Raw genomic sequence first — 25,239 nt, 5'->3', positions numbered from 1 at the left:
TAAAATTTGATATAATGGCGAAACTATAAATTAAAGGTTCGTTGTTGCAGTTTACAAATGAAGAATTAAAAGAAAAAATTAATAAATTAAAAGAAAAACTGAGCGTAACTCTTGTGGCGCATTTTTACCAAAGAGATGAAGTTTTTGATGTTGCGGACATAACTGGTGATTCGTTAGAGTTAGCTATAAGAACTAGAGATGATGACGCAGAATTTGTTGTTTTTAGTGGTGTTGGTTTTATGGGACAAAGTGTAAAAGTTTTATCTCCACATAAAAGAGTTGTCATGCCAAAAGCAGCTTGTTGTGCAATGGCTAAAATGATAGATAGCATCTACTATGATGAGTCTGTTAAGTTTATGCAAGATAATGGAATAAGCAAAGAAAATATTTTACCTATTACATATATAAACTCTAATGCTGAAGTGAAAGCGCAAGTTGGCGAGATGGGCGGTATGGTTTGTACAAGTTCAAATGCAAAAACTATAATAACAACAGCACTAAAAGAAGGTAAAAAAATCCTTTTTGTTCCAGATAGATGCTTAGGACAAAATATAGCTAATCAGATGGGATTAAAATCTTGTGTGATTGGAGATGGAACAAATCCTAGTGAAGTAGATATCGTTTGTTACAATGGTTTTTGTTCTGTTCATCAGCTCTTTACCCTCGATGATATAGTTTTTTATCGTAAAAAATATCCAGGAATTTTGATAGCAGTTCACCCTGAATGTGATCCTAGCATCTGTGATGCTTCTGATTTTGTTGGTTCAACTTCTCAGCTAATAAAATACATAACAGAGCTTCCTGAAGACCAAAAAGTTGCAGTTGGAACAGAGTTTAATATGGTAAATCGTTTAAGAGATAAAAATACTTTCGTACTTTCTTCTACAAAACCAGAGTGTCCAACTATGAATGAAACAACTTTAGAAGATGTTTATTTAACTTTAAAGTCTATCGATGATGGTGAGCCTTTAAATGAGATATTTGTAGATGCAAAAACTCAAAAATGGGCAAAAATAGCTTTAGAGAGAATGTTAGCATTATGATAGAAAAATTTGTAAAAGCGACTTTAGCAGAAGATGTTGGTCGTGGAGATTTATATGCTTTGGTGGAGCCAAGTATAGATGCTAGTGCTAAAATCATCGCAAAAAGTAGCGGGGTTATTGCTGGAGTCAAATATATAGATGTTTTAGCAAAAGTGGAAAATTTTGAGATAAATTGGCTTAAAAATGATTCTGATATTTTTGAAAAAGGTGAGGTTATTGCAACACTTGTTGGAAATTCGCATACTCTTTTAAAAGTTGAAAGAACGCTTTTAAATATGCTTTTACACGCAAGTTCCATAGCAACTCTGACAAGAAAATATGTAGATATTTTAAAGCCGTATGATGTTAAACTTTTAGATACTAGAAAAACAAGACCACAACTTAGAGTTTTTGAAAAGTATGCTACAAAAGTTGGTGGATGCATTAATCATCGTATGGGTTTAGATGATTCTTTAATGATAAAAGACACTCATCTAAAAACAATAAAAGATTTAAAAAGCTATATAAGTAAAGCAAAAAAACAGATACCATTTACAACAACAGTAGAAGTAGAAGCAGAAACTTTAGAATTAGCAAAAGAAGCGATGGACGCAAAAGCAGATATAGTGATGTGTGATAATATGACACCAGAGTTAATAAAAGAAGTAGTTAAGTTTAGAGATGAAAATTTTTCTCATATACTTTTAGAAGCGAGTGGAAATATATCACTAGATACAATAGAGTCTTATGCAAAAAGTGGAGTAGATGCCATAAGTAGTGGTTCACTAATTCATCAAGCAAATTGGATAGATTTGTCTATGAAGATGGACTAGACTTTTTGAACGAAAAAGGAACAAGTCCCTTTTCCTACGCTAACCGCTATGGTACTAAAGAAAAATCTAAAATAGATTTTTGTGTGTTAATCTAGGATATTTAAATGGCTGATGATCAAGAAAAGACAGAAGAACCCACCCCCAAAAAGATAGAGGATGCCAGAAAAGAAGGGAATGTTCCAAAATCACAAGATGCATCTGGAGTTATTACTCTTTTTATAGCTATTTTAGCTGTTTTAATGCTATTTCCATATATGGCTAATCGTGTTTTGCAATTATTTAAATATTATTTTTCACTCATTGGAACTCCATTAGATAAGCTTTTTATGATTGATATAGCAATAGTAACAGTTAGTGAGCTATTGCTTATAATTATGCCTTTAGCTATTTCAGTAGCTGTTGCTGGTATTATAGCCGCTGTGGCTCAGTTTGGTTTTCTGTTTTCTCCAGATGCAATACAACCAAAATTTAGTAAATTAGATCCGATTAAAGGTATGAAAAACTTAGTTTCTATGAAAAAAATGATAGAAGGAATAAAAATTACCTTTAAATCTTTTACAACTTTGGGAATTGGTTTTTTATTTTTCTTTATCTTTATTATGGAACTTCCTACTGTTGCTCTTTTTAGTCTAGGTGATCAGTTGGACTGGTTAAAAGATAAGGCAATTATTTTAGCATTTGTGATGCTCTTTATCATTTTCATCTTTGCATTAATTGACATTATTATTGTTAGAAAACAGTATTTTGATGGTTTGAAAATGAGTAAACAAGAAATAAAAGATGAGATGAAAAATATGGAAGGAGATCCATTAATAAAAGGTAAAATTCGACAAAAACAGATGGAACTTTCAAGACAAAGAATGATGGCAGAAGTTCCTAATGCTGATGTTATTATAACAAATCCAACTCACTATGCAGTGGCTTTAAAATATGAGGAAAGTAAACGGGCTCCAACTGTTGTAGCCAAAGGTATGGACAATATAGCACAACAGATAAAAAAAGTTGCAAGAGAGAATGGTGTTCATATAGTTCAAAATCCTCCATTAGCAAGAAGTTTATACTCTGAGGTAGATATAGATAAACCAATTCCTGAAGAGTTATTCGCGGCAGTAGCAGAAGTATTGGCTTATGTTTATAAGATGAATCAAAAATAGTGTACAATCACAAAATAATGAATGATATATTAAAAAAAATAGTTGAAGCTAAACATATAGTCATTTTATCAAATATAGATAATATTGCTGGTGCTAGTGCTTTATATACGCATATAATAAGACTACACAAAAAAGTATCACTTGTTTGTAGAGAGAAAAATTGTAATAAAGAGTTTAATTTAAAGTACTCATTTTTACCTTGGTTTGATAAAATAAAAGATTTTAAACCAGCATCTGCTGATTGTGTAATCGAGTTTGATAATAGTTGTGTGTCCTTGTATGAGTATTTTCAAAAAAGTAATATGAAGATAAACTCTAAAATGGCGACAGCCCTTTACTCAGGGCTTTTACAAGAGAGTGAGAGCTTTACAAACAAGATAGTAAATGGCACAATTTTTGCTATGGCTAAAGAGTTGATAGAGTGTGGTGCCCAGATAGAAATATGCAGTAAATACATGCTAAAAACAAGCACCTTATCTTCTCTTAGATTAAAGTCTAAAATGCTAGGAGAGTTTCTTTTAGAAGATGAAGCAAAAGTAGCTGTATTTAGTTTAAGTAGTGAAGATTTAAAAGCAAGTGGAGCAAGAGTTCAGGATTGTGATGAGGTTTTAAAAGAGTCTTTAAAACTTCCAACTGTTGAGATGGCTGTTCTTTTAGATATAGATAACAAGTATGAAATGATAAAAATAATAAGTAAGGAAATATAGTTTGAGAAGAAAAAAAGGTAATTCATCAGTATCAAGTATTGCGATACTAGTGTTGTTGATAGTAGGTGCAGTATTTGTTTATACATCTGAGATGTTTGAGAGAGAAGTTCCAAAAATAAGTTTAAATTCTAATGGATATTGGAATCTTAAAAAACCGCTTCAAGTTGATATTAGTGATTTAAGTGGTATTAAGTCTTATAGTATAGTTTTAAAAAGTACGAGTGGTGAAAATATATTGCATAACGAGAAGTTTATTGATATTAAGTCTTCACTCTTAGTAAACATAAATCCACCAAGAAGTGCTTATGCTATGAAAGATAAAACTATAAAAATTATAGTTAAAGTAACAGATGCAAGTAAATGGAACTTTTTAAAAGGTAATACTGTAACAAAAGAGTTTACTCTTAAAATAGATAAAAAAAGACCAAAATTAGAAATAATTTCTCATTCTTATAAAATTAAAAAAGGTGGAGCGGCACTTGTTATTTTTAAAGTAAGTGATGATAATTTAAAAGAATTTTATATTAAAACAAATTTTGGTAAAAAGTTTAAGGCACAACCATTTTACAAAGATGGATATTATATCTCCCTTTTAGCGTGGCCAGTAACTAGTAAAAACTTTAAAGCAACTATCATAGCAAATGATTATGCGAATAACAATGCGAAAATGTATATACCACTTTTTCTAAAACAGAAAAAGTATAAAGTATCGAAGATTAAACTTAGTGATAGTTTTTTAAAAGGCAAAATTGCTGAACTTGGAGAGGAGTTTTCCGAAACTCAAGGAGTAGAAAATCTTTTAGAACAATTTAAGATTATAAATGAACAAATTAGAGCTAAAAATGAAAAACTAATCCATGACATTACTTCTAAAGTTTCTGATGACATGATAAGTAATTTTAAAATAAATAAAATGTATCCACTAAAAAATGCAGCAATAGTTGCTTCATTTGGAGATCACAGAAAGTATTCTTATAATGGATCTTATGTTAGTGAATCATACCACCTAGGTTTGGATATGGCAAGTAATGCTCAGGCGCAAATAAAACCACAAAATGGTGGAGAAGTTGTGTATTCTGATTATAATGGAATCTATGGGAATATGCCTATAATAGATCATGGATTAGGACTTTATACTTTATATGGACATTGTTCAGCTGTTCAAATTACATTAGGTGATGAAGTGATTGATGAAGAACATATAGCAAATACAGGTAAAAGTGGTTACGCTATGGGAGATCATTTGCATTTTGGTGTTTTAATACAAGGCATTGAAGTTCGTCCAGCAGAGTGGATGGATGAAACATGGATGCAGTTAAATATAAATGACATTATAAAAAATGCAAAAAATATTATAGATTCAGGAGAATAATAATATGTATCAAACTACTATAAAAAAAGCTGTTGAATTAGTGGGTATTGGATTACATAAAGGTATTCCTGTTCGTTTAAGACTTGAACCATTAGAATCAAATAGTGGTATAGTTTTTTATAGAAGTGATATTGATGTTGCTATACCTTTAATACCCCAAAATGTTGTAGATACAAAAATGGCAACAGTAATTGGTAAAAATGGTACAGTCATCTCTACTATTGAGCATCTTTTATCAGCAGTATATGCTTATGGAATTGATAATTTAAAAGTAATTGTAGACGCTGATGAGGTTCCTGTTATGGATGGAAGCAGTGCTAGTTACTGTATGCTTTTAGATGAAGCTGGAATCGCAGAGTTAGATAAACCTAAAAAAGTGATGAAAATTAAAAAAGAAGTTATCGTTCAAGAGGGAGAAAAGTATGTGAAACTTTCTCCTTCTCCTGATTTAAACTATAGATTTACTATTAAATTTCCTCACCCTGTAATAAATAAACAAGAGTATGCGTTACATTTAACAAAAGAAAATTATAAAAATGAAATCGCAAGAGCAAGAACTTTTGGTTTTTTACATGAAGTTCAATATTTGCGTTCAAAAGGTTTAGCTCTTGGTGGCTCTTTAGAAAATGCAATAGTCCTTGATGATAAAAAGATTTTAAATCCTGAAGGACTTAGGTTTCCTGATGAATTTGTAAGACATAAAATCCTAGATGCTATTGGTGATATGTCTTTAATAGGTATGAATTTTGTAGGAAATTATGAAGCCATGGCAGGAAGTCATGATTTAAACCATAAACTAACTCTTGAACTTTTAAAAAGTCCTGAGAATTACGAAGTAGTAGAGCTTGTTGGTGAAAAAACTCAGGAGTTAGAAAAAGCATATGCTTAAAGAAGTAGAAGTTGTTTTAGTTGCTTTATCTTCACCGATACAAATAGGCATATATGAAAACTCTAAACTTATCAAACTAATCAAAAGTGATGAAAAAAGTTCAGAAGTTTTACCAACACTATATAGAGAAATGTTTAATAGTTATAATGTGAAAACTCTTTTTTATGCTAATGGACCAGGTAGTTTTATGGCAATAAAAATTTCATATATATTTTTAAAATCACTTAGTATTTTAAAAAATATACCACTTTTCGCAACAGATGCTTTTTATTTTAATAATAATCAACCAATAAAAGCGATTGGAAAGCTATTTTTTGTTAAAATTTCTTCAGAAATAAAAACTTTAAAATTAGAAATGGCACCAAGTATGGAATTTAAGCTTCCTGATGTGCTTGATTATAATGAGTTTAGCACAACAAGCACTCCTGCTTACAATATAGGAGCTGTTGGATAGGAATATAATTGACAATAAGTGTACCAGCAACAAGCGCAAATCTAGGTCCGGGTTTTGATTCTTTAGGTTTAGCAGTAGATATGAGAAATAAAGTTGAATTTCATCCATCGAAATTTTTTAGTGTAAATATTAAAGGTGAGGGTGAAAATAACCCAAGACTTAAGGGCAATAACCTTTTTGTAAGTATCTTCAATGACCATTATGCAAGATTGACTCAAAAAAAACAAAATTTTAAGTTTACTTTTTATAACCAAATTCCAATCTCAAGAGGACTTGGAAGTTCATCTGCGGTAATAGTAAGTGCTATAGCAAGTGCTCATGAAGCGGCTGGTATTAGAGTTAGTAAAAGAAGAATTTTAAACCATGCATTAGTTTATGAATCGCATCCTGATAATATAACTCCAGCTGTTATGGGTGGTTTTAATGCTGCAACGGTTGAGAAAAATAAAGTATTTTCACAAAGAAAACACCTTCCATCATATTTAAAGGCGATAGTTGCGATACCAAATAAGCCAATAAACACTTCAAAAGCAAGGACTCTTTTACCTAAATCATATTCTAAAGAAAATGCAATTTACAATTTATCTCACACCGCTTTAACTGTTGGAACTTTTTTCAATGAAGATTGGGAGATGTTAAAGTTGGCCGCTCAAGATAGATTTCACCAAAAAGCAAGAATGAAAGTTTTACCAGAACTATTTTCAGTTCAAAAAATTGCATATGAGGCGGGAGCTTTAATGAGTACGCTTTCAGGGAGTGGTTCAACCTTTTTTTCCATGAGTTATGATGAAGATTCAGCAGCAATTGCAAACAAATTAAAGCAAAAATTTCCAGATTTTGAAGTGAAAATTTTAGACTTTGATAATAATGGGTTAATTATAGAGCGCTAAGCTCTATTAAATCAAGTAAGTTTTAGATATAATGGCGAAAAATTTTAAACAACCTCTTCGAATGTGTATTTCTTGTAGAGAGAGAGAAGAACAAAGTAAGCTACTAAGACTTCAATGTATTGAAGGTTCATTAGAGTTACATTCTGGCATTGGAAGAAGTTTTTATTTATGCGAAAACTGCATTTTGAATGAAAAAAAAGTTTTAAAAGCACTTATGCGTCAATGCAAAAGTGGAGATAGAAATAAATTTACGACCAAACTAAAGGAGATCATCACTGATGATAGAAAAAGTTAAAGTACACGAAATTGCAAAAGAGCTAGGTATAGCTTCTAAAGATGTTCTAAAAAAAGCCACAGATATGGGTCTTGAAGTAAAATCTGCACAAAGTACAGTTACTATGGAACAAGCTGAAGGATTGGCAAACTTTATTATGAATGGTGAAGTGCCTTCTGCGCCAACAAAGCCTGCTGCAAAAGTCAAAAGTGATACTCCTAAAAAAGAAGAACCTAAGCAAGAAGAGGTGATACAGGAAACTGTCCAAGAGAAACCTGTTAAAGAAAAAGAAGAAGTTGTTAAGGAAGAAAAAGTTACTCAAGAAGTTTCAAAAAAAGAAGAAACTAAAGAGCCTGAAGCTACAGACAAAGATGTTAAAGTAGAAGTTAAAAAAGAAGTAGTAGAGAAAAAAAGCTCTATTAGAATAATCTCTCCATTGGCTCATGGTAAGATTAAACGATCTGGATTAAAGATTGTAAAAAAGAAAAGACCTAAGGTAGAAGAAAACTATAATCTTCCTCAAAAACAAACAACAGTATCTTCTTATGGAAAAATGAGTGATGAAGTTTTAAAAGAATTAGCTCAAAAGAAAAAATCAAGACAGGGTTCAAGTTCTAATGCTAAAAAGCAAGAACAAGGTAGAAGAATGGATATCTTTGGTGGTGCAATGAATGATGTATCTATGGATATGGATGATCAAGTAACTCTTCTTGATTTAAACTCAACTGAAAGAGCACCTCTTCCTGTAGAAGAACCAAGAAGACCTAGACAACCAAGACCAGCTGGTAGAAATGCTAACAAAAAGCAAGCTCCTCGTGGTAGAAGAGTTTCTCGTGATAAAAGAAAAAAATATGCAAAAGTAACACAAGTAGATGAAGTTGTAACTCATGTGGAAATTCCTGAAGATATTCGTGTTTATGAATTTGCAGAAGCTTTAAATAGACCAATATCAGACATCATAAAAGTTCTTTTTGACCTTGGTATGATGATGACTAAAAATAATTTTTTAGGAAATGATGAAATTGAAATTTTAAGTGAAGAGTTTGAAGTTGAAGTGACAATCATTGATCCTAAAGATGAGTTTACTCAAGAAGTTGAAGATATTGAGAATGATCCAGATGCAACTCCAAGAGCTCCAATCATTACAATCATGGGTCATGTTGATCATGGTAAAACTTCACTCCTAGATGCTATTCGTGAAGCAAAAGTAACAGAGGGCGAAGCTGGTGGAATAACTCAGCATATTGGTGCTTATACTGTTCATCAAAAAGGTCAAGCAATAACATTTATAGATACCCCAGGTCACGCAGCTTTTGGTTCTATGCGTAAAAGAGGTACAGCGATTACAGATATTATTGTTATAGTTGTTGCAGCTGATGATGGTGTTAAACCACAAACTCTTGAAGTTATTAAATTGGCTCAAGATTCAGGTTCTCCGATTATAGTTGCACTAAATAAGATGGATAAAGAAACAGCTCAACCAGATATGGTCAAAGGTCAGATGGCTGAACATGGCATCAACCCTGTTGACTGGGGTGGAGATGTTGAGTTTATTCCTGTATCTGCTAAAAGTGGTTTAGGTATAAATGATTTACTTGAAAACATTATTACAACTGCTGAAATTTTAGAGTTAAAAGCAAATGAAAATGCACTAGCAAAAGCTGCTGTTGTTGAATCTTCGTTAGAAAAAGGTCGTGGTCCAGTTGCAACGGTAATCGTTCAAAATGGTACACTTAAAGTTGGTGATTATGTTGTCTGTGGTGCTGCGTATGGTCGTATAAAAGCACTTATTGATGAAAATAACAAACAAATCAAAACTCTTAAACCAAGTCATACTGCTGTTGTTGCTGGACTAAATATTGTTCCAGCTGCTGGAGAGATTATGACTGCAATGGAGTCTGAAAAAGAAGCTAAAGCATATGCATTAAAAAGACATGAGTATGATAGACATAAAGAACTTTCAATAAGCACTAAATCTTCACTAGAAGATATGACAGCAATGATTGCAGAGGGCAAACTTAAGTCACTTAAAATTGTTCTTAAAACTGATGTTCATGGTACACTTGAAGCTATTAAATCATCTTTAACGGAACTTAGAAATGATGAAGTTAAGGTTAATATTATCTCTGCAGGAGTTGGTGGAATTACAGAAAATGATGTTGAATTAGTTAATAATTCTGAAAACTGTGTTCTTCTTGGTTTTAATGTTCGTCCAACAGGTGTTGTAAAAGCATCTGCAAAACAAAAAAGTGTTGAGATTAAGACTTACTCAATTATTTATCAACTGATTGATGATATTACTGGAATGCTTACAGGAATGATGGCTCCAAAATATACTGAAGAAAATACAGGTCAAGCTGAAGTTAGAGAAGTATTTAAAATTCCTAAAGGTGTTGTCGCTGGTTCTGTTGTTGTTGATGGAAGACTTATCCGTGGTGGAATGGTTCGTGTTATTCGTGATGGTGTTGTTCATTATGAAGGTGAACTTACTTCACTTAAACGCTTTAAAGATGATGTTGAAGAGATTGGTAATGGTTATGAATGTGGTGTTGTTATTAGTGGATATGATGATGTTATACCAGGCGATATTCTTGAAACATTCAGAAAAGTTGAACAAACAGTATCGTTATAAGGGAGAAATTCATTGAATAACGAAGCTGAAATAAAAATAAAAAGAACAGAGTCTATTCTTTTAGAGTTGATTCCAGAAGCACTAGGTCAGTTAAATGACAATAGGCTTCATGACTTAGATATAGTTGAAGTAAAATGTTCTCGTGGTAGAAGTGATGCAAAAGTTTATATAAATCCGTCTTCATATAGTGAATCTGATAAAAATACTTACCTTAGACAACTTAGAAAAGCTTCTCCAATAGTTGAAAATTTTTGTTTAAAAGATCAAGGTTGGTATAGATGCCCAAAACTGACTTTTGAGTTTGATAAACAGTTTGCAAAGTCACAAAATATAGAAGAATTATTTAAAAAAATTGCAAAGGATTCATAATGAGTTTAGAAAGTGATATTAAATCGTTAGTTATTTCAGTAGATTTAGAACTATATGATACTGCAGTAGTTAGTGAAAATGATGAAACTATTTTTCGTGTAAGCGTGATGTCTAGTGAAATAACAGATGGTAAAAGAGTAGGGGTAAGTTTAGATACTTGTGTAGAACTTACGCATCTTATCTCTCCACTACTTGATGTTACTCCTCCAGTTTCTGGTGATTATAGACTTGAAGTAGGGACTGCTGGGATTGAAAGAAAACTCTCTTCATTAAACAATTTTAAAAAATCTATTGGTGAGAAAGTATCAATTTATACTACGAAAAAAGAAAAAGTAAGAGGTCTTTTAGCTAAGGTTGAAAGCTCTAAAATATTTGTTGAAGTAGAAAATGAAACAGTAGAGTTAGAGTTTAACGATATCTCTAAAGCTAAAACTTACTTTGAATGGTAATAGACTCTAACTTTTTTATGAGTCTTGCTCTTAAAGAGGCTTGGAAATATCAAGGTTTAACTTATCCTAATCCTGCTGTTGGTTGTACGATAGTTGGGAAAAATAACGAACTTTTAGCAATACAAGCACACCAAAAATCAGGTTTCCCACATGCTGAAGTTATGGCTTTAAGAGATGCCTATATAAATCTAACTAATGATGATAAAATTTCAAATATTACTTCATCAAAAGAAATCCATACTTATCTTTTAAGTAATCATAAAAACTGCTTTAAAAATATAAGTTTATATACTACCCTAGAGCCATGCTCCCATATTGGAAAAACACCATCTTGTGCATCTTTAATTTCTAGTCTTGGTATAAAGAAAGTATATGTAGGCTTTAACGATATTAACAAAGAAGCATCTGGTGGTAATGATATTTTGCAAAAAAATGGAGTTGAAGTCGTAACTTCTATAATGCAAAAAGAATGTGAAGAATTGATTCAACCTTTTAATAAATGGCAAAAAGAAAATTTTGTATTTTTTAAATGGGCACAAAGACTAGATGCTTCAATGGATGGCGGTCAAATTAGTTGTGAAAAATCTAGAATTAATGTACATGCGATGAGAAATGTATGTGATTTACTTGTTATTGGCGGTAATACTGTTAGGATGGATAGACCTCGTTTAGATGCTAGACTCGTAAATGGAAAAGCACCAGATATATTAATAATTTCAAGAGAAAAAGAATTTGATAAAACTATTCCTTTATTTGATGTAGGAAAAAGAAAAGTAACAATAGCAGATAACTTTTCACTTTTAAAACAATACAAAAATATTATGATAGAAGGTAGCTCAAATATGCTTGAACTATGTAAAGAAGAGGTTGATTATCATTTATGTTATATATCTCCCACTATGAGTAGTAATTCAAGCTTTAATAGTAATGAGTATAAATTTAAAATTTTAAATCTATGTCAAGTTGAGAAAGATATAATTATGTGGATGAAAAGGGAATCATAAAATATGCAAAAAGAAGAAAAACAAAGTAAAATTGTATCGATGTTTGATGACATCGCCCCAACTTATGACAGGGCAAATCGTGTAATGAGCATGGGAGTAGATAAGTCTTGGAGAAGAAAAGCATGTGATTTATCATATGAATTTTATGCAAAAGATTCACTTGATAAAATTGTAGATATCGCTTGTGGAACTGGTGATATGATGGATTTTTGGAGAAGTAGAGCTGAAGTAAATGGCATCGCAATTGGTGAAATTATTGGTGTTGACCCATCTGTTGGTATGCTTGATGTAGCAAAGAAAAAATATCCTAAATTTAATTACCATATTGCACAAGCCACTAAAATTCCACTCCAAGATGCTAGTGCAGATATTTTAAGCATAACTTACGGTATAAGAAATGTGGTTCAAAGAGAAGAAGCTTTAATAGAGTTTAACAGAGTTTTAAAGAAAGATGGACTTGTAGTAATATTAGAATTTATGAAAAATGAAAATCCTTCAACACTTGGCAAAGTTAGAGATTTTTATATGAATAAAGTTTTACCAAAAGTAGGTGGGGCAATAAGTAAAAATTTAGAAGCTTATGAATACTTACCAAATTCAATAGAAGATTTTTCAACAGTAGAAAATATGCAAAAAGAACTAGAAAATACAGGTTTTGAGATGCTTTATACAAAAAGTTTTTCTATGGATATCTCAACTCTTCTTATTGCTAGAAAAAAATAGGAACTAAGACTTTGTACACACTTAGTGTATCTTCTTTAAATGAGCAGATTAAAGCACTTTTAGAGAGTAGTTTTACTCGTGTTTATGTTGAGGGGGAATTATCTCGTATAACTTTTCACAGTAGCGGACATATATATTTTACTTTAAAAGATTCTTCATCATCTCTAAGTGGGGTAATGTTTAGAGGAAATGCTTCTAAGCTCAAGTTTAACTTAGAAGAGGGTATGAAAGTTGTACTTGATGGAGCTATAACACTTTATAAGCCTCGTGGAACTTACCAAATCAATTGTTTTGATATACAGCCCTCAGGTCAAGGTGCTTTAGCCTTAGCCTATGAGCAGTTAAAGAAAAAACTTTTTGCCCAAGGTTATTTTGAGCAAAGCATAAAAAAACAAATTCCAAAATTTCCTTCAAAAATAGCACTTATAACATCAGCATCTGGAGCAGCACTTCAAGATATGTTACGAATAGCAAATCAAAGATATCGAGCTTTGGAGATAGATATTTATGATGTATTAGTTCAAGGAGATGGTGCTTGTAAAGCAATATCAGATGCTATTATTATTGCTGATACTAAAAAATATGATTTTATCGTTATAGGTCGTGGTGGTGGGAGCATAGAGGATTTGTGGGCATTTAATGAAGAGATTGTAGCAGATGCAATTTTTAAAGCCACAACACCAATAGTTTCAGCAGTTGGACATGAAATAGATAATCTTATAAGTGATGATGTTGCAGATTTAAGAGCGCCTACCCCTAGTGCTGCCATGCAGATGTGTTTGCCAGATACAAATGAACTTCTACAAAATTTAGATTCTATTTCATCTCAATATTCACAAGTGATTTCTCAAAAAATATCAAATTCAAAAGCTGAAATTTCACATCTATTTGAGTTATATGCTGGACATTCAATGGAAAAAAAACTAGAGTATAAGATGCAAGAAATAAAAGTCTTAAAAAACTCTTTTTCTCATGCTATTGATATGAGAATAAATATTGCTCAAAATCAACTAAAGAGTCTTGAAACTATGTTAAAATCCAACCATCCAAAATTCAAAAATAAAAAAGGTTTTGCACAAGTATCAAAAAATTCAAAAATTATTGATATAGCTACTCTTGAACTTGGAGATGATTTTGAAGTTCAGAGTGATGAAATATTTTTAAGTGCAAAAGTAATAAAAAAGGAAAAGATATGAGTTACCCAAAGTTTTATGATGAAGTTCAAAGTATCAAAGTTAAAGACCCTCTGTCAGCGGTTTTAGGTGCATTTTCAGGTGGAGAATATGAGTTTAATTATATAGATGCTGTAAAATCAGCTGGACATAGTTGCCCGACTGTTGCAGGTGCTTATCTTATCACTGCTGAGGCATTAAAGACACTTTATAGCGGAGAAACTGTAATCCGTGGAAATATCAAAGTAGAGTTTAAAGAGGACTTAGAAGATGGTGTTGCTGGTGTAATTAGTAATGTTGTTTCTCAAATCACAGGAGCAACTGATAAAAGTGGTTTTAAAGGATTAGCAGGAAAATTTGCTAGACACTCTTTGATGGACTTTAAATCAAATATTAGCTCTAGTGCTAGATTTACAAGAATAGATAATGGTAAAAGCGTAGATGTTTTTTATGACCCATCTTCTGTAATGCCAAGCCCAGATATGCAACCCTTAATGCAAAAAATGATGTCGGGGAATGCTAATCCTTTAGAGATAAAAGAGTTTGGAGAATTATGGCAAGATAGAGTTGCGAGAATTTTTAAAAATACAAATAATGTTATAAAAATAGTAGAGTTATAATCTCTACTATTTTAAGATTAAACTAGGAAAATAAGTATGAAGTGTCACTGCTGTTTGAGCAGATAGTTTCTTCATTATTTTATCAAACTTATCTTCTTTGTTCCAAATTGGATTTGTTACTCCACTAAGATTTATAAGTTTTATCTTTGCGTCATACTTTACACCTAGTGCATCAATTAAACCTACTTCTTTGGCTTGAGATGCTGTAAAAATATGAGCGTTTGCAAACTGTTCTCTTTTTTTGATGTCAAGTCCTCTTGCATCTGCAACATCTTTTGTAAACATGTCATAAGTTCCTTGAATAACTTTGTTTAATTCGTTTACTTCATAAGGTTTCCACTCTCTGTTTGGAGTTCCTATTTGTTTATATTTTCCAGCTTGAACACTTTGGGAAGATATACCAATCTTTCTCATTAGTTCACTAACATCAGCACCTTGCATAATGACACCGATGCTCCCAACCATAGACCCTGGATTTACAACAATTTCATCTGCCCAGATGCTAGCATAGTAACTCCCACTTGCAATAGTTCCCGCAGCATAAACAACAACAGGTTTTTTCTCTTTTAATCTTTTTATGGCGTATGCGATTTCAATAGAAGGCGCAACTGCTCCACCAGGAGAATCTACTACAAGTAAAACCCCTTTTATATCTTTGTTTATAGTTGCGTCATCTATCTGTTGTAAAACCTCTGAAACTTCCATTATTGGACCAACTAGATTGATTTGCTGTAAGTTATGTGTTGTAAAATTTTCATCACTTGAAGGAGCAAAGATTAAAAATAGTATGAGTATAAATATCATAGCCTTGAAATGATTTTGAATAAAACTCATTGTTGCTGTTATTGGTGAGAATAATTTTTTAATAAATTGCATTAGTTGCCTTTTTCTAGTTTTCCATTTATGAAAACTTTTGAGATATTATAACTATTAAGTATTAAATGAATGGCTAACTCGTCAGTTGGTTTTTCTTCTAAGTCAACTATAAGCATATCAGCATTTTTCCCCTCTTTTATCTCACCTGTGTTTAATCCAAGAGCATCTGCTGCATCTTTTGTTACTCCGTTTATTAGTGCCTTTGCAAAACTTAAAAGAGGCGCATCACTATGCATAAAAAGAGATATTTTCATCTCTTCAAAAAGGTCTAGTTTATAGTTTGAACTCAGTCCATCAGTTGCAACAATCCATCTAATTTTTTTATCGTTTAATTCTTTTATATTTAAAGTGCCATTACCTAAAAGTCTATTAGAGATTGGACAGTGAATAATTGTATGTCCATTTGAAGCGATACTATTTAACTCTTCTTCATTTGCTTTTATAACATGAGTGAACAAAGTATTTTTTGAGTTGAAGTATTCTAAAAATTCTTTTGAATCACTGACAGAATTATGCTGATTTAGAAGTTCTTTAAAAAACTTTTTAAAGTCGCCATCACTCTTATCAAGCCAATTTCTCTCAGCGTCACTTTCCATAAAATGAGCAGTTAATTTTAGGTTTTCTTCTTTTGCAATTTTAAGAGCTTTTTGTATTAAAATAGGGTGAACAGAGTAAGGAGAATGAATGGCAATAGCAGGATAAAAACCATCTTTATTTACAGCCTTAGAAGCATCTAATCTAGTGCTGAAATCTGTAAAAAGTGCATCTGCCATGTTTGCTTGAGAGCCTATAAGTTCATTAAAAAAGATAACATTTTGCTTAGCGTCTATACAACCTTGTAAGTCCATTCCATAAGAACTTATCGCTCCAAAAGTTGTGATTCCTGAGTTAAGCATAGCATCTATTGCTTTTGTCATACACTTTGTATCACAGTTATTTACAAGCTCTTCTCTATTTTCAATAACGCTATAAAGCCAAGTCATAAAATCACCATATCTAAGGTTAGTTCTATTGGCACTAAACTCTAGATGCACATGAGCATTTATAAGCCCTGGCATTAAAAGAGAGTTCTTTTTTAAAGTTGTTACTTTTGCATCTGGATATTCTTTTTTTAACTGATCAAGTGGAGCAATTCTATGTATTGTTTTGTCAAAAGCTACTGAGAGATTTTGAAGTAAAGCATCTGGGCTTAATATGTAGTTTGGAGTTATAATTTGCATATTGTAATCTTTTATCTGAAATTTAAAATAGATTATGCTATTTTTAGATAAAATAACTCCTTAAAAGATTTAAAAAAGGTAATAAATGAAAATAGCTGTTATACAAGGTCCAAACTTAAATATGTTAGGTGTTCGTGAGCAACAAATTTATGGTCCAATGAAATTGGAACAAATTCATTCACAAATGAAAGATTTTGCTGGTCAAAATAATTTGGAAGTAGAATTTTTTCAAAGTAATCTTGAAGGTGAAATAGTAGATAGAATTCAAGAATGTTATGGTGAGGTAGATGGTATAATTATCAATGCAGCTGCATATACACATACTTCTATCGCAATAAGAGATGCTATTTCTGCTGTTGGAATTCCAGCGATTGAAGTGCATATCAGTAATATTCACCGTCGTGAAGATTTTAGAAAAGAAAATATGATTGCACCTGTTTGTACATCATCAATCATAGGTTTTGGTCCTTTTGGTTATCACCTAGCAATGATGGGAATGTTGCAAATTATGAGTGAGATGAAAGCTGCTCAAGAGATGCAATCACAAACTCCACAAACAGCAGAGTAATCTGCGTAGTATGGATATAAAGCGTAGGCTAAATGAAAATTTAACAATTTTTAAAAGTTTGCGTTTTCCATTTAAATGTAAGAAGAAAAGTTTTAACAGATATAAAGTGACTGTTGGAATAGGTGGTAATGTTGGAGATGTTAAACGAAGGTTTGAACATCTTTTTGTAAATTTAAAAAAAGATAAAAGAATTGAACTCTTACAAACATCATTGATTTTGAAAAATCCTCCTTTTGGTTTTGAAGCCCAAGATGATTTTTTTAATTCAATAATTGTGTTACAAGTTAATATGCAACCTTTAGTTTTTTTAAGATATTTGCATAGTATAGAGAATAAATTTGCTCGCAAAAGAAGTTTTGCTAATGCTCCAAGGACTTTAGATTTGGATATTATATTTTTTGACAACAGAATTGTTAAAACCAATAGATTGGTAATTCCTCATGCACAATGGGCAAAAAGAGATAGCGTAGTTATTCCCCTAGAAGGTTTAAAATGAAAATACTTACATTTACTGGTTCTTCTCCCTCCGAAGCTTTAAAAAAAGCAAAATTGGAGATAGGGGATGAAGGTTTACTAATAGAAACACGAGAAATCAGAAAAAAGGCCTTAGGAAAACCAGCTCTATTTGAGATCGTAATTGGTATAGATGGAAATGATATAAAGGCTACATATACAAACAGAGCCAAACCTCTACAAGAACAAAGACCACTAAAGCAAGAGAGTGAAGATATTTTGTTTGATATATCTAATGCTGCAACTCAAATATCAAAAATAGCAAATGTAACTGACCCTCTTTATGAATATAATCCTGTTAAACCAACTCCGAGATTAAGTGAACCAAAAGAACTTAAAGAGATAAAAGCTGAAATAAATAAACTAGGCGATAAAGTAAAAATCATTCAAAATATGTTTTGGGATGAAAAATCACCAGATTTAGAGAGTCAAATACCTTCAGAGTTTGCTGAGATATATAGATTGGCATCTAAGAGTGGTATGGACAGAGAACATCTAGACGATATAATGAAAATAACATTAGAGCATATGCCATTAAAAATGAGAGAAAATTCTAGTACAGTTAAGAGATATTTTCAAACACTTCTTAGAAAAATGATACCAATAAGAAGAGAGAGTACGCCAAGCGTTGGCTCTAAAAAGGTAATCATGCTAGTTGGACCGACAGGAGTTGGGAAAACAACTTCTATCGCAAAATTGGCAGCGAGATATTCGTACTTGTTGGAAAAAAACTACAAGGTTGGACTTGTTGTATTAGATACTTATCGTATTGGTGCGGTTGAACAGTTAATGCAGTATGCAAGAATGATGAAGCTAGGAATTGAAACAGTTGTTGATCCTCCAGAATTTTCAACTGCTCTAAATTCTCTTAGATATTGTGATTACATTCTCATAGATACTATGGGTTCAAGTCCTTATGATAAAGGCAAAATAGAAAAAATATATGAATGTCTAGATGCCAATGACACAGAGTATGAAGTTGATGTAGTTTTAGTAATGCCGAGTTCCATTAAATATGAAGATTTAAAAGTCACATATGAAAACTTTTCTAGTTTAAATATCGATACTATTATATTTACTAAGCTTGATGAAACAACAGGTTTTGGAAATATTTTTTCACTTGTGTATGAAACAAGAAAACCGATAAGTTATTTTTCAGTTGGACAAGAAGTACCAGAAGATTTAGTAAATGCAAGTAGCGATTTTTTAGTGGATTGTCTTCTAAATGGTTTTAACAGGAGCAAAGCATAATGGGACATCAAGCCGAAAAACTCGAAGAACTTGTAGCATCTAAGGCTAAAAAGGTAAATAAAAAAGCAAAAAAAACTAGATTTATTGCTATAACTAGTGGCAAAGGTGGGGTTGGGAAAAGTACAATTAGTTCTAATCTTGCTTATGTCTTGGCTCAAAGTGGACTAAATGTTGGAATCTTTGATGCCGATATTGGTTTAGCAAATTTAGATGTAATGTTTAATGTTAAAATCAAAAAAAATATTTTACATGTTCTTAAAGGCGAAGCAACAGTATCAGACATATTGATTCCTATAACAAGAAATCTTATTCTCATACCAGGTGAGAGTGGTGATGAAATCATTAAATATGCAGATGCTGCACTTTTTAAAAGGTTTATGGAAGAAGCACAAGTTCTTGATAAGCTTGATGTTATGATAATAGATACAGGAGCAGGAATAGGTGAGCATATTCAGATGTTTTTAAATGCTGCTGATGATGTTATAGTTGTTACAGTACCAGACCCAGCAGCCATCACAGATGCTTATGCAACTATAAAAACAGTTGCAACACTTAGAAATGATATTGGTTTAATAATGAATCAAGTCAAAAATGAGAAAGAAGCAAATGCAGTTTTTGATAAAATAAGTAAGGTCGCTTTGGCAAATATTGGAGAAAATTTAAACCTTCAACTCATTGGTAAAATAAATAGTGATGTTAAAATATCATCATCAGTCAAGCGACGAGAACTTTTTTGTGTTACGCATCCTTCGTCGATTTCTTTTACAGACATAACAAAGATTGCAAATAAGATAATAAGTAAATTGGAACGAAATGTGCTAGTAACTCCTAATGAAAGTGGGTTGACAGGGCTTTTTAAACGCCTAATGGAGCATTTTTAATAATTGTGAATAGTTATATTTTGGGGTACATGGATGTTAGGTGAAAACTTTGTATATTTTTTTACAGTTCAAGGCTTTTTTGTCGGAATAATATTTGGCATATTAAAATCATTTGATGCTGAAGGTCTACTCGTATATACTTTTTTTATAACAACTTTTTTCTATCTTTTTGCTCATATTATAGTTGCCTTTTATTTTAGAACAATCACAGCAAAAGCATATTTTTTCCCAAAAGATGAGCATGAATTAGACTTGGATATATTTGTAAAAGAGATAAACAAAAGAGAAAAGTTAATCGATTCAGTATGTAAAATAACAAAGGCTGCTGTAAAAATTAATGCACAAGAAATGCCAGGACAAAAATCATGATAGCGGCTTATACTCAAGATATAAAACATAAAGAAGATGAGTTGGCTTTACAATATTTACCTGCAGTAAAAGCAATGGCGTTTAGGTTAAAAGAACGACTTCCTAGTTCTATAGACTATATGGATTTATCAGCTATTGGGACTGAAGAACTTATAAAATTGGCAAGAAGATATGATGAAAAGTTAAATGATTCTTTTTGGGGATATGCTAAAAAAAGAGTTTACGGTGCGATGCTTGACTATCTAAGAAGTTTAGATATTTTATCTCGTGCTAGTAGAAAACTTGTAAAAGCGATTGACTATGCTGTTGAAGAATATAGACTTACCAATGAAGATGAGCCAACAGATGCCCAGCTTGCTGTTATCTTAGAAGAGAGTGAAGAAAAAGTTCATGATGCTAGGATAGCATCTACGATTTATACAGTCATGCCACTGCATGACCAACTTCAAGTTGGGGATGAAGGGGCTGCTTTAGCTCTTATTGAAAAAGAAGAGTTGGTAGCTGTAATTAAAAATATTTTGATTAAATATCCTCAAAGAGAACAATTAATCATTCAGTTTTATTATTTTGAAGAGTTGACGCTTAGAGAGATTAGTGAAATATTAGATATAACAGAGTCAAGAATCTCCCAAATTCATAAGTCAGTTATTCATAAAATCAAAGAAAGTGTAGAGGCGTAAAATGGCAGATATACTTTCCCAAGAAGAGATTGACGCATTACTCGATGTTGTAGAAGATGAAGGTGAAGATGTCTTTGAAAGTGGAGAAGATAGCCTTCTTCCTCAAAGACAAGTAACTCTATATGACTTTAAAAGACCAAATAGAGTATCAAAAGAACAGCTCCGTGCTTTTCGTGGTGTTCATGATAAAATGGCAAGAAGTTTAGCCTCTCAAATATCATCTATAATGCGCTCTATTGTTGAGATTCAACTTCATTCAGTTGATCAAATGACTTATGGTGAATTTTTAATGTCACTTCCAAACCCTACAAGTTTTAATGTGTTTTCGGTTAAACCGCTAGAAGGTAGTGGTGTTATTGAGATTAACCCTTCCATAGCATTTCCGATGCTCGATCGTCTTTTAGGTGGAAAAGGTGAACCTTTTGACGCTAGTAGAGAGTTTTCAGATATAGAATTAAGTCTTTTTGAAACTATTTTACGCGTTATGATGAGTACACTAAAAGAGGCTTGGGGACCAGTAATGGAAGTTTATCCTAATGTTGAGTCTAAAGAGTCAAGTCCAAATGTTGTTCAAATTGTTGCACAAAACGAAATTGTTGTTATGGTTGTCATGGAGATTATAATTGGACATAGTTCAGGCATGATGAATATATGCTACCCTGTTATTTCACTTGAACCAATATTACCAAAATTAGCAAGTAGAGATTTGATGCTAAATGAAACAAGCTCTAAAAAAAGTAGAAATACAGAACTACAAGTTTTGCTTGGTGGCGCAAAAGTTACAGTAGAAGCTAATCTTGGAAATGCAGAGTTTACTATGAAAGATGTACTTGAGTTGCAAATTGGTGATGTTGTTAAACTTTCAAATGCTGCTGATGATATTGTAAGTTTGAGTATAGATGGTAAAGCTAGATTTAATGGAAAGATAGGACTTAGAAGATTTAGAAAATCAATACAAATAACACAAGTAATAGATACAGAAAAAGATGCAGTTAAAAGAGCATTGGAAAATTTTGAAGATATAAGACATGATAAAATATCTGGAGTAAGAAAGATAATAAATGATGAAGATATTAATAAAGCAGAGAAGGAGTAAATAGATGAATGATTTTATGAAGTTATTTCAAGATGAAACGACAGGAACCATTGAGGCTCTTATAGGACAAGCACCGACTTTAGAGTTAAAAGAAGAACAAGTTTTAACAATAATATCAAATATAATACCTCCTATCGTTCTTGCTAAAGTAACTGTAAGTGGTGCAGTAGATGCAACGGCGATGATTGCTCTTACTCCTAATCTTTCTGCATCTTTGTCTGATATGATGATGGGTGAAGAAGCTAGTGACCGAGAAGATGTTAGCGAAGATGATATAGATGCTACTAAAGAGATAATATCCAATATTTTTGGAGCTATTGGAAATTCTCTCTCAGCACAAAAAACTATACCTGTGCTTTCCTTTAAAATAGACACGATAGAGTTAGTTGGCGATGACGCAGAAGTTACGCTTGAAGATTACTCTAAAATGTTTGTTTATACATTTAAGATTGGAGAGTTAAGTTCGTTGTTTATGTTTATCATAGATGATAAACTAAGTAATATGATTAATGGCGAAGAAAAAGTAGAAGCTCCTACTCAAAATTCAGAATCTGGTGTTGAAGCTATGTCTGAATCATCATCAGTAGCAAATGTAAAATTAAATAATGATGAAATGAATAATATCTCTCTTATTATGGATGTTAAACTTCCTGTAAGAGTTAGGATAGGTAAGAAAAAAATGCTTTTAAAAGATGTACTAAATATGGATATAGGTTCAGTTATCGAGTTAAATCAATTAGCAAATGACCCTTTAGAAATATTAGTAGATAATCATGTTATTGCTCAAGGTGAAGTTGTTATTGTTGATGGAAACTTTGGTGTTCAAATTACTTCAATCGGAACTAAAAGAGAAAGATTAACACAGTTAAAGACATAGCTATGAATGCAAAAAAAGATGAAATAGTTAAAAAATATATAAAAGATATAAAGTCTGCTGATGTTTGGAGTGTTTTTAAAATATTGGCAGATTTTGTAAAAGGTTTTGATGAACTCGGTGATTTAGGTCCAACAGTTACAATTTTTGGAAGTGCTAGAACTAAAAAGAGTAACCCTTACTACAAAAAGGCTCATAAATTATCATCAATGCTAGGTAAAATTGGTTTTAATGTTATGACTGGTGGTGGACCAGGAGTTATGGAAGCAGCTAACAGAGGCGCGCATGAGCATAAAGATATAGAGTCTATTGGTTTAAATATTGATTTGCCATTTGAACAAGCCGTAAATCCCTACACAACAAAAGAATTAAGTTTTGATTACTTTTTTTCAAGAAAAGTAATGTTAGTTAAATACTCTATTGCTTATGTCATCTTTCCAGGTGGATATGGAACTTTAGATGAACTGTTTGAAGCTTTAACTCTTATTCAAACAAGAAAAATTATAGGTGTTAAGGTTTTTGTAGTTGGTGTTGATTTTTATAGTCCTTTAATTGGATTTATAAAAGATAAACTAGTAAAAGATGGCATGATTGATGAAGATGATTTTCATATGATTACTTTAACAGATGACTTGAAGTTAGTTGTAAATGAAATTGAAGAATCACTTTTAGAACAAATTAAAATATTAAAAGAAGTTGGTTTAGAAGATACAAAATATTATAAGGGACTTTTAGAGTTCTCTTTAAATAAAAATTTAAAAAGTAGATAATATGGGTACAAAAAAGAAAGTTTTAATAGGAATGAGTGGAGGAGTTGACTCAACAGTATCAGCTTTATTGCTTAAAGAAGAAGGTTACGAGTGTGAAGGCATATACATGAAGCTTCATTCAAAACCTGGTTATCATGAAATTCATCAAGTAAGAGCGCAAAAAGCTGCTGACTATGTAGGTATAAAATTACATGTCCTAGACTTACAAGAAACATTTAATGAAAAAGTTTTTCAACCATTTATAGATACTTATGCTGAAGGAAAAACACCAAATCCATGTGCTTTATGCAATAGAAACTTGAAATTTGGAGAAATGGTAAAGTTTGCAGAGAGTGTTGGTGCAGATTTTGTAGCAACAGGTCATTATATAAAAACAGATGGAAAGTATTTTTATCAAGCAGATGATGATACAAAAGATCAAAGTTATTTTCTTTTTTATGTGCAAAAAGACATTTTACCAAAACTTATTTTCCCTTTAGGCAGAAGAAAAAAAGTTGATATTAAAAAAATGGCTGCTTCTATAAAAGGTTTAGAATCTTATGCAAGTCAAGCTGAATCAAGTGAAATTTGTTTTGTTGAAACAACTTATACAGATTTATTAAAAGACTATGTAGATGTGGATAATGTTGGTGATGTTTTGAATAAAAATGGTGATATAGTTGGTGAGCATAAAGGTTATATGCATTATACAATAGGAAAAAGAAAAGGCTTTACAGTTAAAGGTGCGCATGAACCTCACTATGTATTGAGTATAGATGCTGGAAATAATACTATAACGGTAGGAAAAAAGAAGAACTATCATGTTTTGATATTAAACTAGAACATCTTAATATGTTTAACGATTCAAAAGAATTTGATACTACAATAAAAGTTAGGTACAGAACACAAGCTGTAGCTTGTCATGTGAAAATCATAGAAAATGATAAAGCAATTGTAACACTAAAAGAGAGTGTATTTGGTGTTGCAACGGGTCAAGCAGCTGTTTTTTATGATGATGATAAACTAATCGGTGGTGGTTGGATTTGTGCTGTTTAAGTACAATCCAAACATTGCAAAAAATCAAAAAATAATAAATCCCAAAACAATTTCGAAACATTAAGAACAGACTAAGCAACACTTGTCTATAATTCCCGTCCACAAACACAGACACCTAAAGTTTAGGAGTCAAGAGCCATAAGAGGTTCAGAGATGTTTGAGATCATTGAAAACTAAGCAAGTAATAGACTTAATAATAACTATTAAGTTGGAAATGTTACTTAGAAATAACTAATATAACAACAACCGTCTATTCTATTAGTTACCAGATATAACTTAGGTTATGTTTGGTTCCCAAATAGTAATAGATACTATACAAAAAGTCGTAACTAATACTTTAAGCAGTAGTTAGTTTAGACTATAAAACAATCAAAGCCAATGAATTTTAATTCTTGGGCAAAAGATCAGTAATACTTAGCAATAAGTACTTTACATGATAAAAGTTTCTAAACTCCAAACATCAATTCTCAAACTACTTGTTAGTTTGTAGCTTTAGTGCAAGGAATTGAAACGGGACTTGTTCCGTTTCAAGGAAACAGATA

General features: G+C 31.7%; 27 protein-coding genes and 1 pseudogene. 26 read left to right on the top strand and 2 right to left on the bottom strand.

The genetic code is table 11. The features are described from left to right. Nucleotides 1-44 precede the first annotated feature (44 nt). From nadA to MOV50_RS01835, 16 genes are all read left to right on the top strand, one after another. Nucleotides 45-1,043, top strand: a complete 999-nt coding sequence (gene nadA / locus MOV50_RS01910) for a quinolinate synthase NadA (protein ID WP_321778747.1) — start codon at nucleotides 45-47, stop codon at nucleotides 1,041-1,043. Continuing rightward, complete coding sequence (gene nadC / locus MOV50_RS01905) at nucleotides 1,040-1,855, top strand: carboxylating nicotinate-nucleotide diphosphorylase (RefSeq protein ID WP_321779627.1); 816 nt, start codon at nucleotides 1,040-1,042, stop codon at nucleotides 1,853-1,855. The genes nadA and nadC overlap by 4 nt, the downstream gene beginning before the upstream one ends. A gap of 104 nt (nucleotides 1,856-1,959) precedes the next feature. Further along, nucleotides 1,960-3,009, top strand: coding sequence for a flagellar biosynthesis protein FlhB (gene flhB, locus MOV50_RS01900; RefSeq protein ID WP_321778746.1), 1,050 nt, complete (start codon nucleotides 1,960-1,962; stop codon nucleotides 3,007-3,009). A 17-nt stretch (nucleotides 3,010-3,026) separates the two neighbouring features. Next, nucleotides 3,027-3,716, top strand: a complete 690-nt coding sequence (locus MOV50_RS01895) for a phosphoesterase (protein ID WP_321778745.1) — start codon at nucleotides 3,027-3,029, stop codon at nucleotides 3,714-3,716. Between the two features lies 1 nt (nucleotide 3,717). Next, nucleotides 3,718-5,088 (top strand): M23 family metallopeptidase, encoded by a 1,371-nt coding sequence (locus tag MOV50_RS01890; RefSeq protein WP_321778744.1) that lies wholly within the window; start codon nucleotides 3,718-3,720, stop codon nucleotides 5,086-5,088. 4 nt (nucleotides 5,089-5,092) lie between these two features. Beyond that, nucleotides 5,093-5,977, top strand: a complete 885-nt coding sequence (gene lpxC, locus MOV50_RS01885; protein ID WP_321778743.1) for a UDP-3-O-acyl-N-acetylglucosamine deacetylase — start codon at nucleotides 5,093-5,095, stop codon at nucleotides 5,975-5,977. Further along, complete coding sequence (locus MOV50_RS01880; protein ID WP_321778742.1) at nucleotides 5,970-6,431, top strand: hypothetical protein; 462 nt, start codon at nucleotides 5,970-5,972, stop codon at nucleotides 6,429-6,431. Before lpxC ends, MOV50_RS01880 begins: the two co-directional genes overlap by 8 nt. 8 nt (nucleotides 6,432-6,439) lie before the next feature. Further along, on the top strand, nucleotides 6,440-7,321 hold the full coding sequence (gene thrB / locus MOV50_RS01875; protein ID WP_321778741.1) for a homoserine kinase: 882 nt from the start codon (nucleotides 6,440-6,442) through the stop codon (nucleotides 7,319-7,321). A 31-nt stretch (nucleotides 7,322-7,352) separates the two neighbouring features. Next, entirely contained in the window at nucleotides 7,353-7,616 is a 264-nt protein-coding gene (locus MOV50_RS01870) for a DUF448 domain-containing protein (RefSeq protein WP_321778740.1), read from the top strand. After that, on the top strand, nucleotides 7,600-10,227 hold the full coding sequence (gene infB, locus MOV50_RS01865) for a translation initiation factor IF-2 (protein ID WP_321778739.1): 2,628 nt from the start codon (nucleotides 7,600-7,602) through the stop codon (nucleotides 10,225-10,227). Before MOV50_RS01870 ends, infB begins: the two co-directional genes overlap by 17 nt. A 12-nt stretch (nucleotides 10,228-10,239) precedes the next feature. Continuing rightward, complete coding sequence (rbfA, locus tag MOV50_RS01860) at nucleotides 10,240-10,596, top strand: 30S ribosome-binding factor RbfA (protein WP_321778738.1); 357 nt, start codon at nucleotides 10,240-10,242, stop codon at nucleotides 10,594-10,596. Then, nucleotides 10,596-11,045, top strand: a complete 450-nt coding sequence (locus MOV50_RS01855) for a ribosome maturation factor (RefSeq protein ID WP_321778737.1) — start codon at nucleotides 10,596-10,598, stop codon at nucleotides 11,043-11,045. Before rbfA ends, MOV50_RS01855 begins: the two co-directional genes overlap by 1 nt. Next, entirely contained in the window at nucleotides 11,039-12,049 is a 1,011-nt protein-coding gene (gene ribD / locus MOV50_RS01850; protein WP_321778736.1) for a bifunctional diaminohydroxyphosphoribosylaminopyrimidine deaminase/5-amino-6-(5-phosphoribosylamino)uracil reductase RibD, read from the top strand. The genes MOV50_RS01855 and ribD overlap by 7 nt, the downstream gene beginning before the upstream one ends. Before the next feature lie 3 nt (nucleotides 12,050-12,052). Continuing rightward, entirely contained in the window at nucleotides 12,053-12,772 is a 720-nt protein-coding gene (ubiE, locus tag MOV50_RS01845) for a bifunctional demethylmenaquinone methyltransferase/2-methoxy-6-polyprenyl-1,4-benzoquinol methylase UbiE (RefSeq protein WP_321778735.1), read from the top strand. Between the two features lie 11 nt (nucleotides 12,773-12,783). Then, nucleotides 12,784-13,968 (top strand): exodeoxyribonuclease VII large subunit, encoded by a 1,185-nt coding sequence (gene xseA / locus MOV50_RS01840; protein WP_321778734.1) that lies wholly within the window; start codon nucleotides 12,784-12,786, stop codon nucleotides 13,966-13,968. Next, nucleotides 13,965-14,564, top strand: coding sequence for a hypothetical protein (locus MOV50_RS01835; protein ID WP_321778733.1), 600 nt, complete (start codon nucleotides 13,965-13,967; stop codon nucleotides 14,562-14,564). The genes xseA and MOV50_RS01835 overlap by 4 nt, the downstream gene beginning before the upstream one ends. Nucleotides 14,565-14,570: 6 nt before the next feature. Here the strand turns inward: MOV50_RS01835 and sppA are convergent, their stop codons facing one another. Both sppA and MOV50_RS01825 read right to left on the bottom strand, forming a co-directional pair. Beyond that, nucleotides 14,571-15,440 (bottom strand): signal peptide peptidase SppA, encoded by an 870-nt coding sequence (gene sppA, locus MOV50_RS01830; protein ID WP_321778732.1) that lies wholly within the window; start codon nucleotides 15,438-15,440, stop codon nucleotides 14,571-14,573. Continuing rightward, entirely contained in the window at nucleotides 15,440-16,660 is a 1,221-nt protein-coding gene (locus MOV50_RS01825; protein ID WP_321778731.1) for a metal-dependent hydrolase, read from the bottom strand. Before MOV50_RS01825 ends, sppA begins: the two co-directional genes overlap by 1 nt. 85 nt (nucleotides 16,661-16,745) lie before the next feature. On the opposite strand from MOV50_RS01825, the gene aroQ reads away from it, so the two are divergent. From aroQ to mnmA, 10 genes and pseudogenes are all read left to right on the top strand, one after another. Continuing rightward, on the top strand, nucleotides 16,746-17,228 hold the full coding sequence (aroQ, locus tag MOV50_RS01820; RefSeq protein ID WP_321778730.1) for a type II 3-dehydroquinate dehydratase: 483 nt from the start codon (nucleotides 16,746-16,748) through the stop codon (nucleotides 17,226-17,228). A 10-nt stretch (nucleotides 17,229-17,238) separates the two neighbouring features. Further along, nucleotides 17,239-17,724 carry a 2-amino-4-hydroxy-6-hydroxymethyldihydropteridine diphosphokinase gene (folK, locus tag MOV50_RS01815; protein ID WP_321778729.1) on the top strand — a complete coding sequence of 162 codons (486 nt, stop codon included), beginning with the start codon at nucleotides 17,239-17,241 and terminating at the stop codon, nucleotides 17,722-17,724. After that, nucleotides 17,721-18,992 carry a flagellar biosynthesis protein FlhF gene (gene flhF / locus MOV50_RS01810; RefSeq protein ID WP_321778728.1) on the top strand — a complete coding sequence of 424 codons (1,272 nt, stop codon included), beginning with the start codon at nucleotides 17,721-17,723 and terminating at the stop codon, nucleotides 18,990-18,992. The genes folK and flhF overlap by 4 nt, the downstream gene beginning before the upstream one ends. Beyond that, nucleotides 18,989-19,873 carry a P-loop NTPase gene (locus MOV50_RS01805; RefSeq protein ID WP_321779626.1) on the top strand — a complete coding sequence of 295 codons (885 nt, stop codon included), beginning with the start codon at nucleotides 18,989-18,991 and terminating at the stop codon, nucleotides 19,871-19,873. Before flhF ends, MOV50_RS01805 begins: the two co-directional genes overlap by 4 nt. Nucleotides 19,874-19,906: 33 nt before the next feature. Further along, nucleotides 19,907-20,242, top strand: coding sequence for a hypothetical protein (locus MOV50_RS01800; RefSeq protein ID WP_321778727.1), 336 nt, complete (start codon nucleotides 19,907-19,909; stop codon nucleotides 20,240-20,242). After that, entirely contained in the window at nucleotides 20,239-20,922 is a 684-nt protein-coding gene (locus MOV50_RS01795; protein WP_321778726.1) for an RNA polymerase sigma factor FliA, read from the top strand. Before MOV50_RS01800 ends, MOV50_RS01795 begins: the two co-directional genes overlap by 4 nt. A 1-nt stretch (nucleotide 20,923) precedes the next feature. Continuing rightward, complete coding sequence (gene fliM / locus MOV50_RS01790) at nucleotides 20,924-22,018, top strand: flagellar motor switch protein FliM (protein WP_321778725.1); 1,095 nt, start codon at nucleotides 20,924-20,926, stop codon at nucleotides 22,016-22,018. A gap of 4 nt (nucleotides 22,019-22,022) precedes the next feature. Then, the gene (gene fliY, locus MOV50_RS01785; RefSeq protein ID WP_321778724.1) at nucleotides 22,023-22,895 is read left to right on the top strand and encodes a flagellar motor switch protein FliY; all 873 of its coding nucleotides are present in this window, start codon (nucleotides 22,023-22,025) and stop codon (nucleotides 22,893-22,895) included. 2 nt (nucleotides 22,896-22,897) lie between these two features. Further along, nucleotides 22,898-23,662 (top strand): TIGR00730 family Rossman fold protein, encoded by a 765-nt coding sequence (locus MOV50_RS01780; protein ID WP_321778723.1) that lies wholly within the window; start codon nucleotides 22,898-22,900, stop codon nucleotides 23,660-23,662. 1 nt (nucleotide 23,663) lies between these two features. Beyond that, nucleotides 23,664-24,697 (top strand): annotated as a pseudogene (mnmA, locus tag MOV50_RS01775) (tRNA 2-thiouridine(34) synthase MnmA). Nucleotides 24,698-25,239 lie beyond the last annotated feature (542 nt).

Source organism: Sulfurimonas sp., assembly GCF_029027585.1.
In the GTDB taxonomy this organism is placed as follows: domain Bacteria; phylum Campylobacterota; class Campylobacteria; order Campylobacterales; family Sulfurimonadaceae; genus Sulfurimonas.
This window is presented reverse-complemented; position numbering and strand designations above follow the sequence as displayed.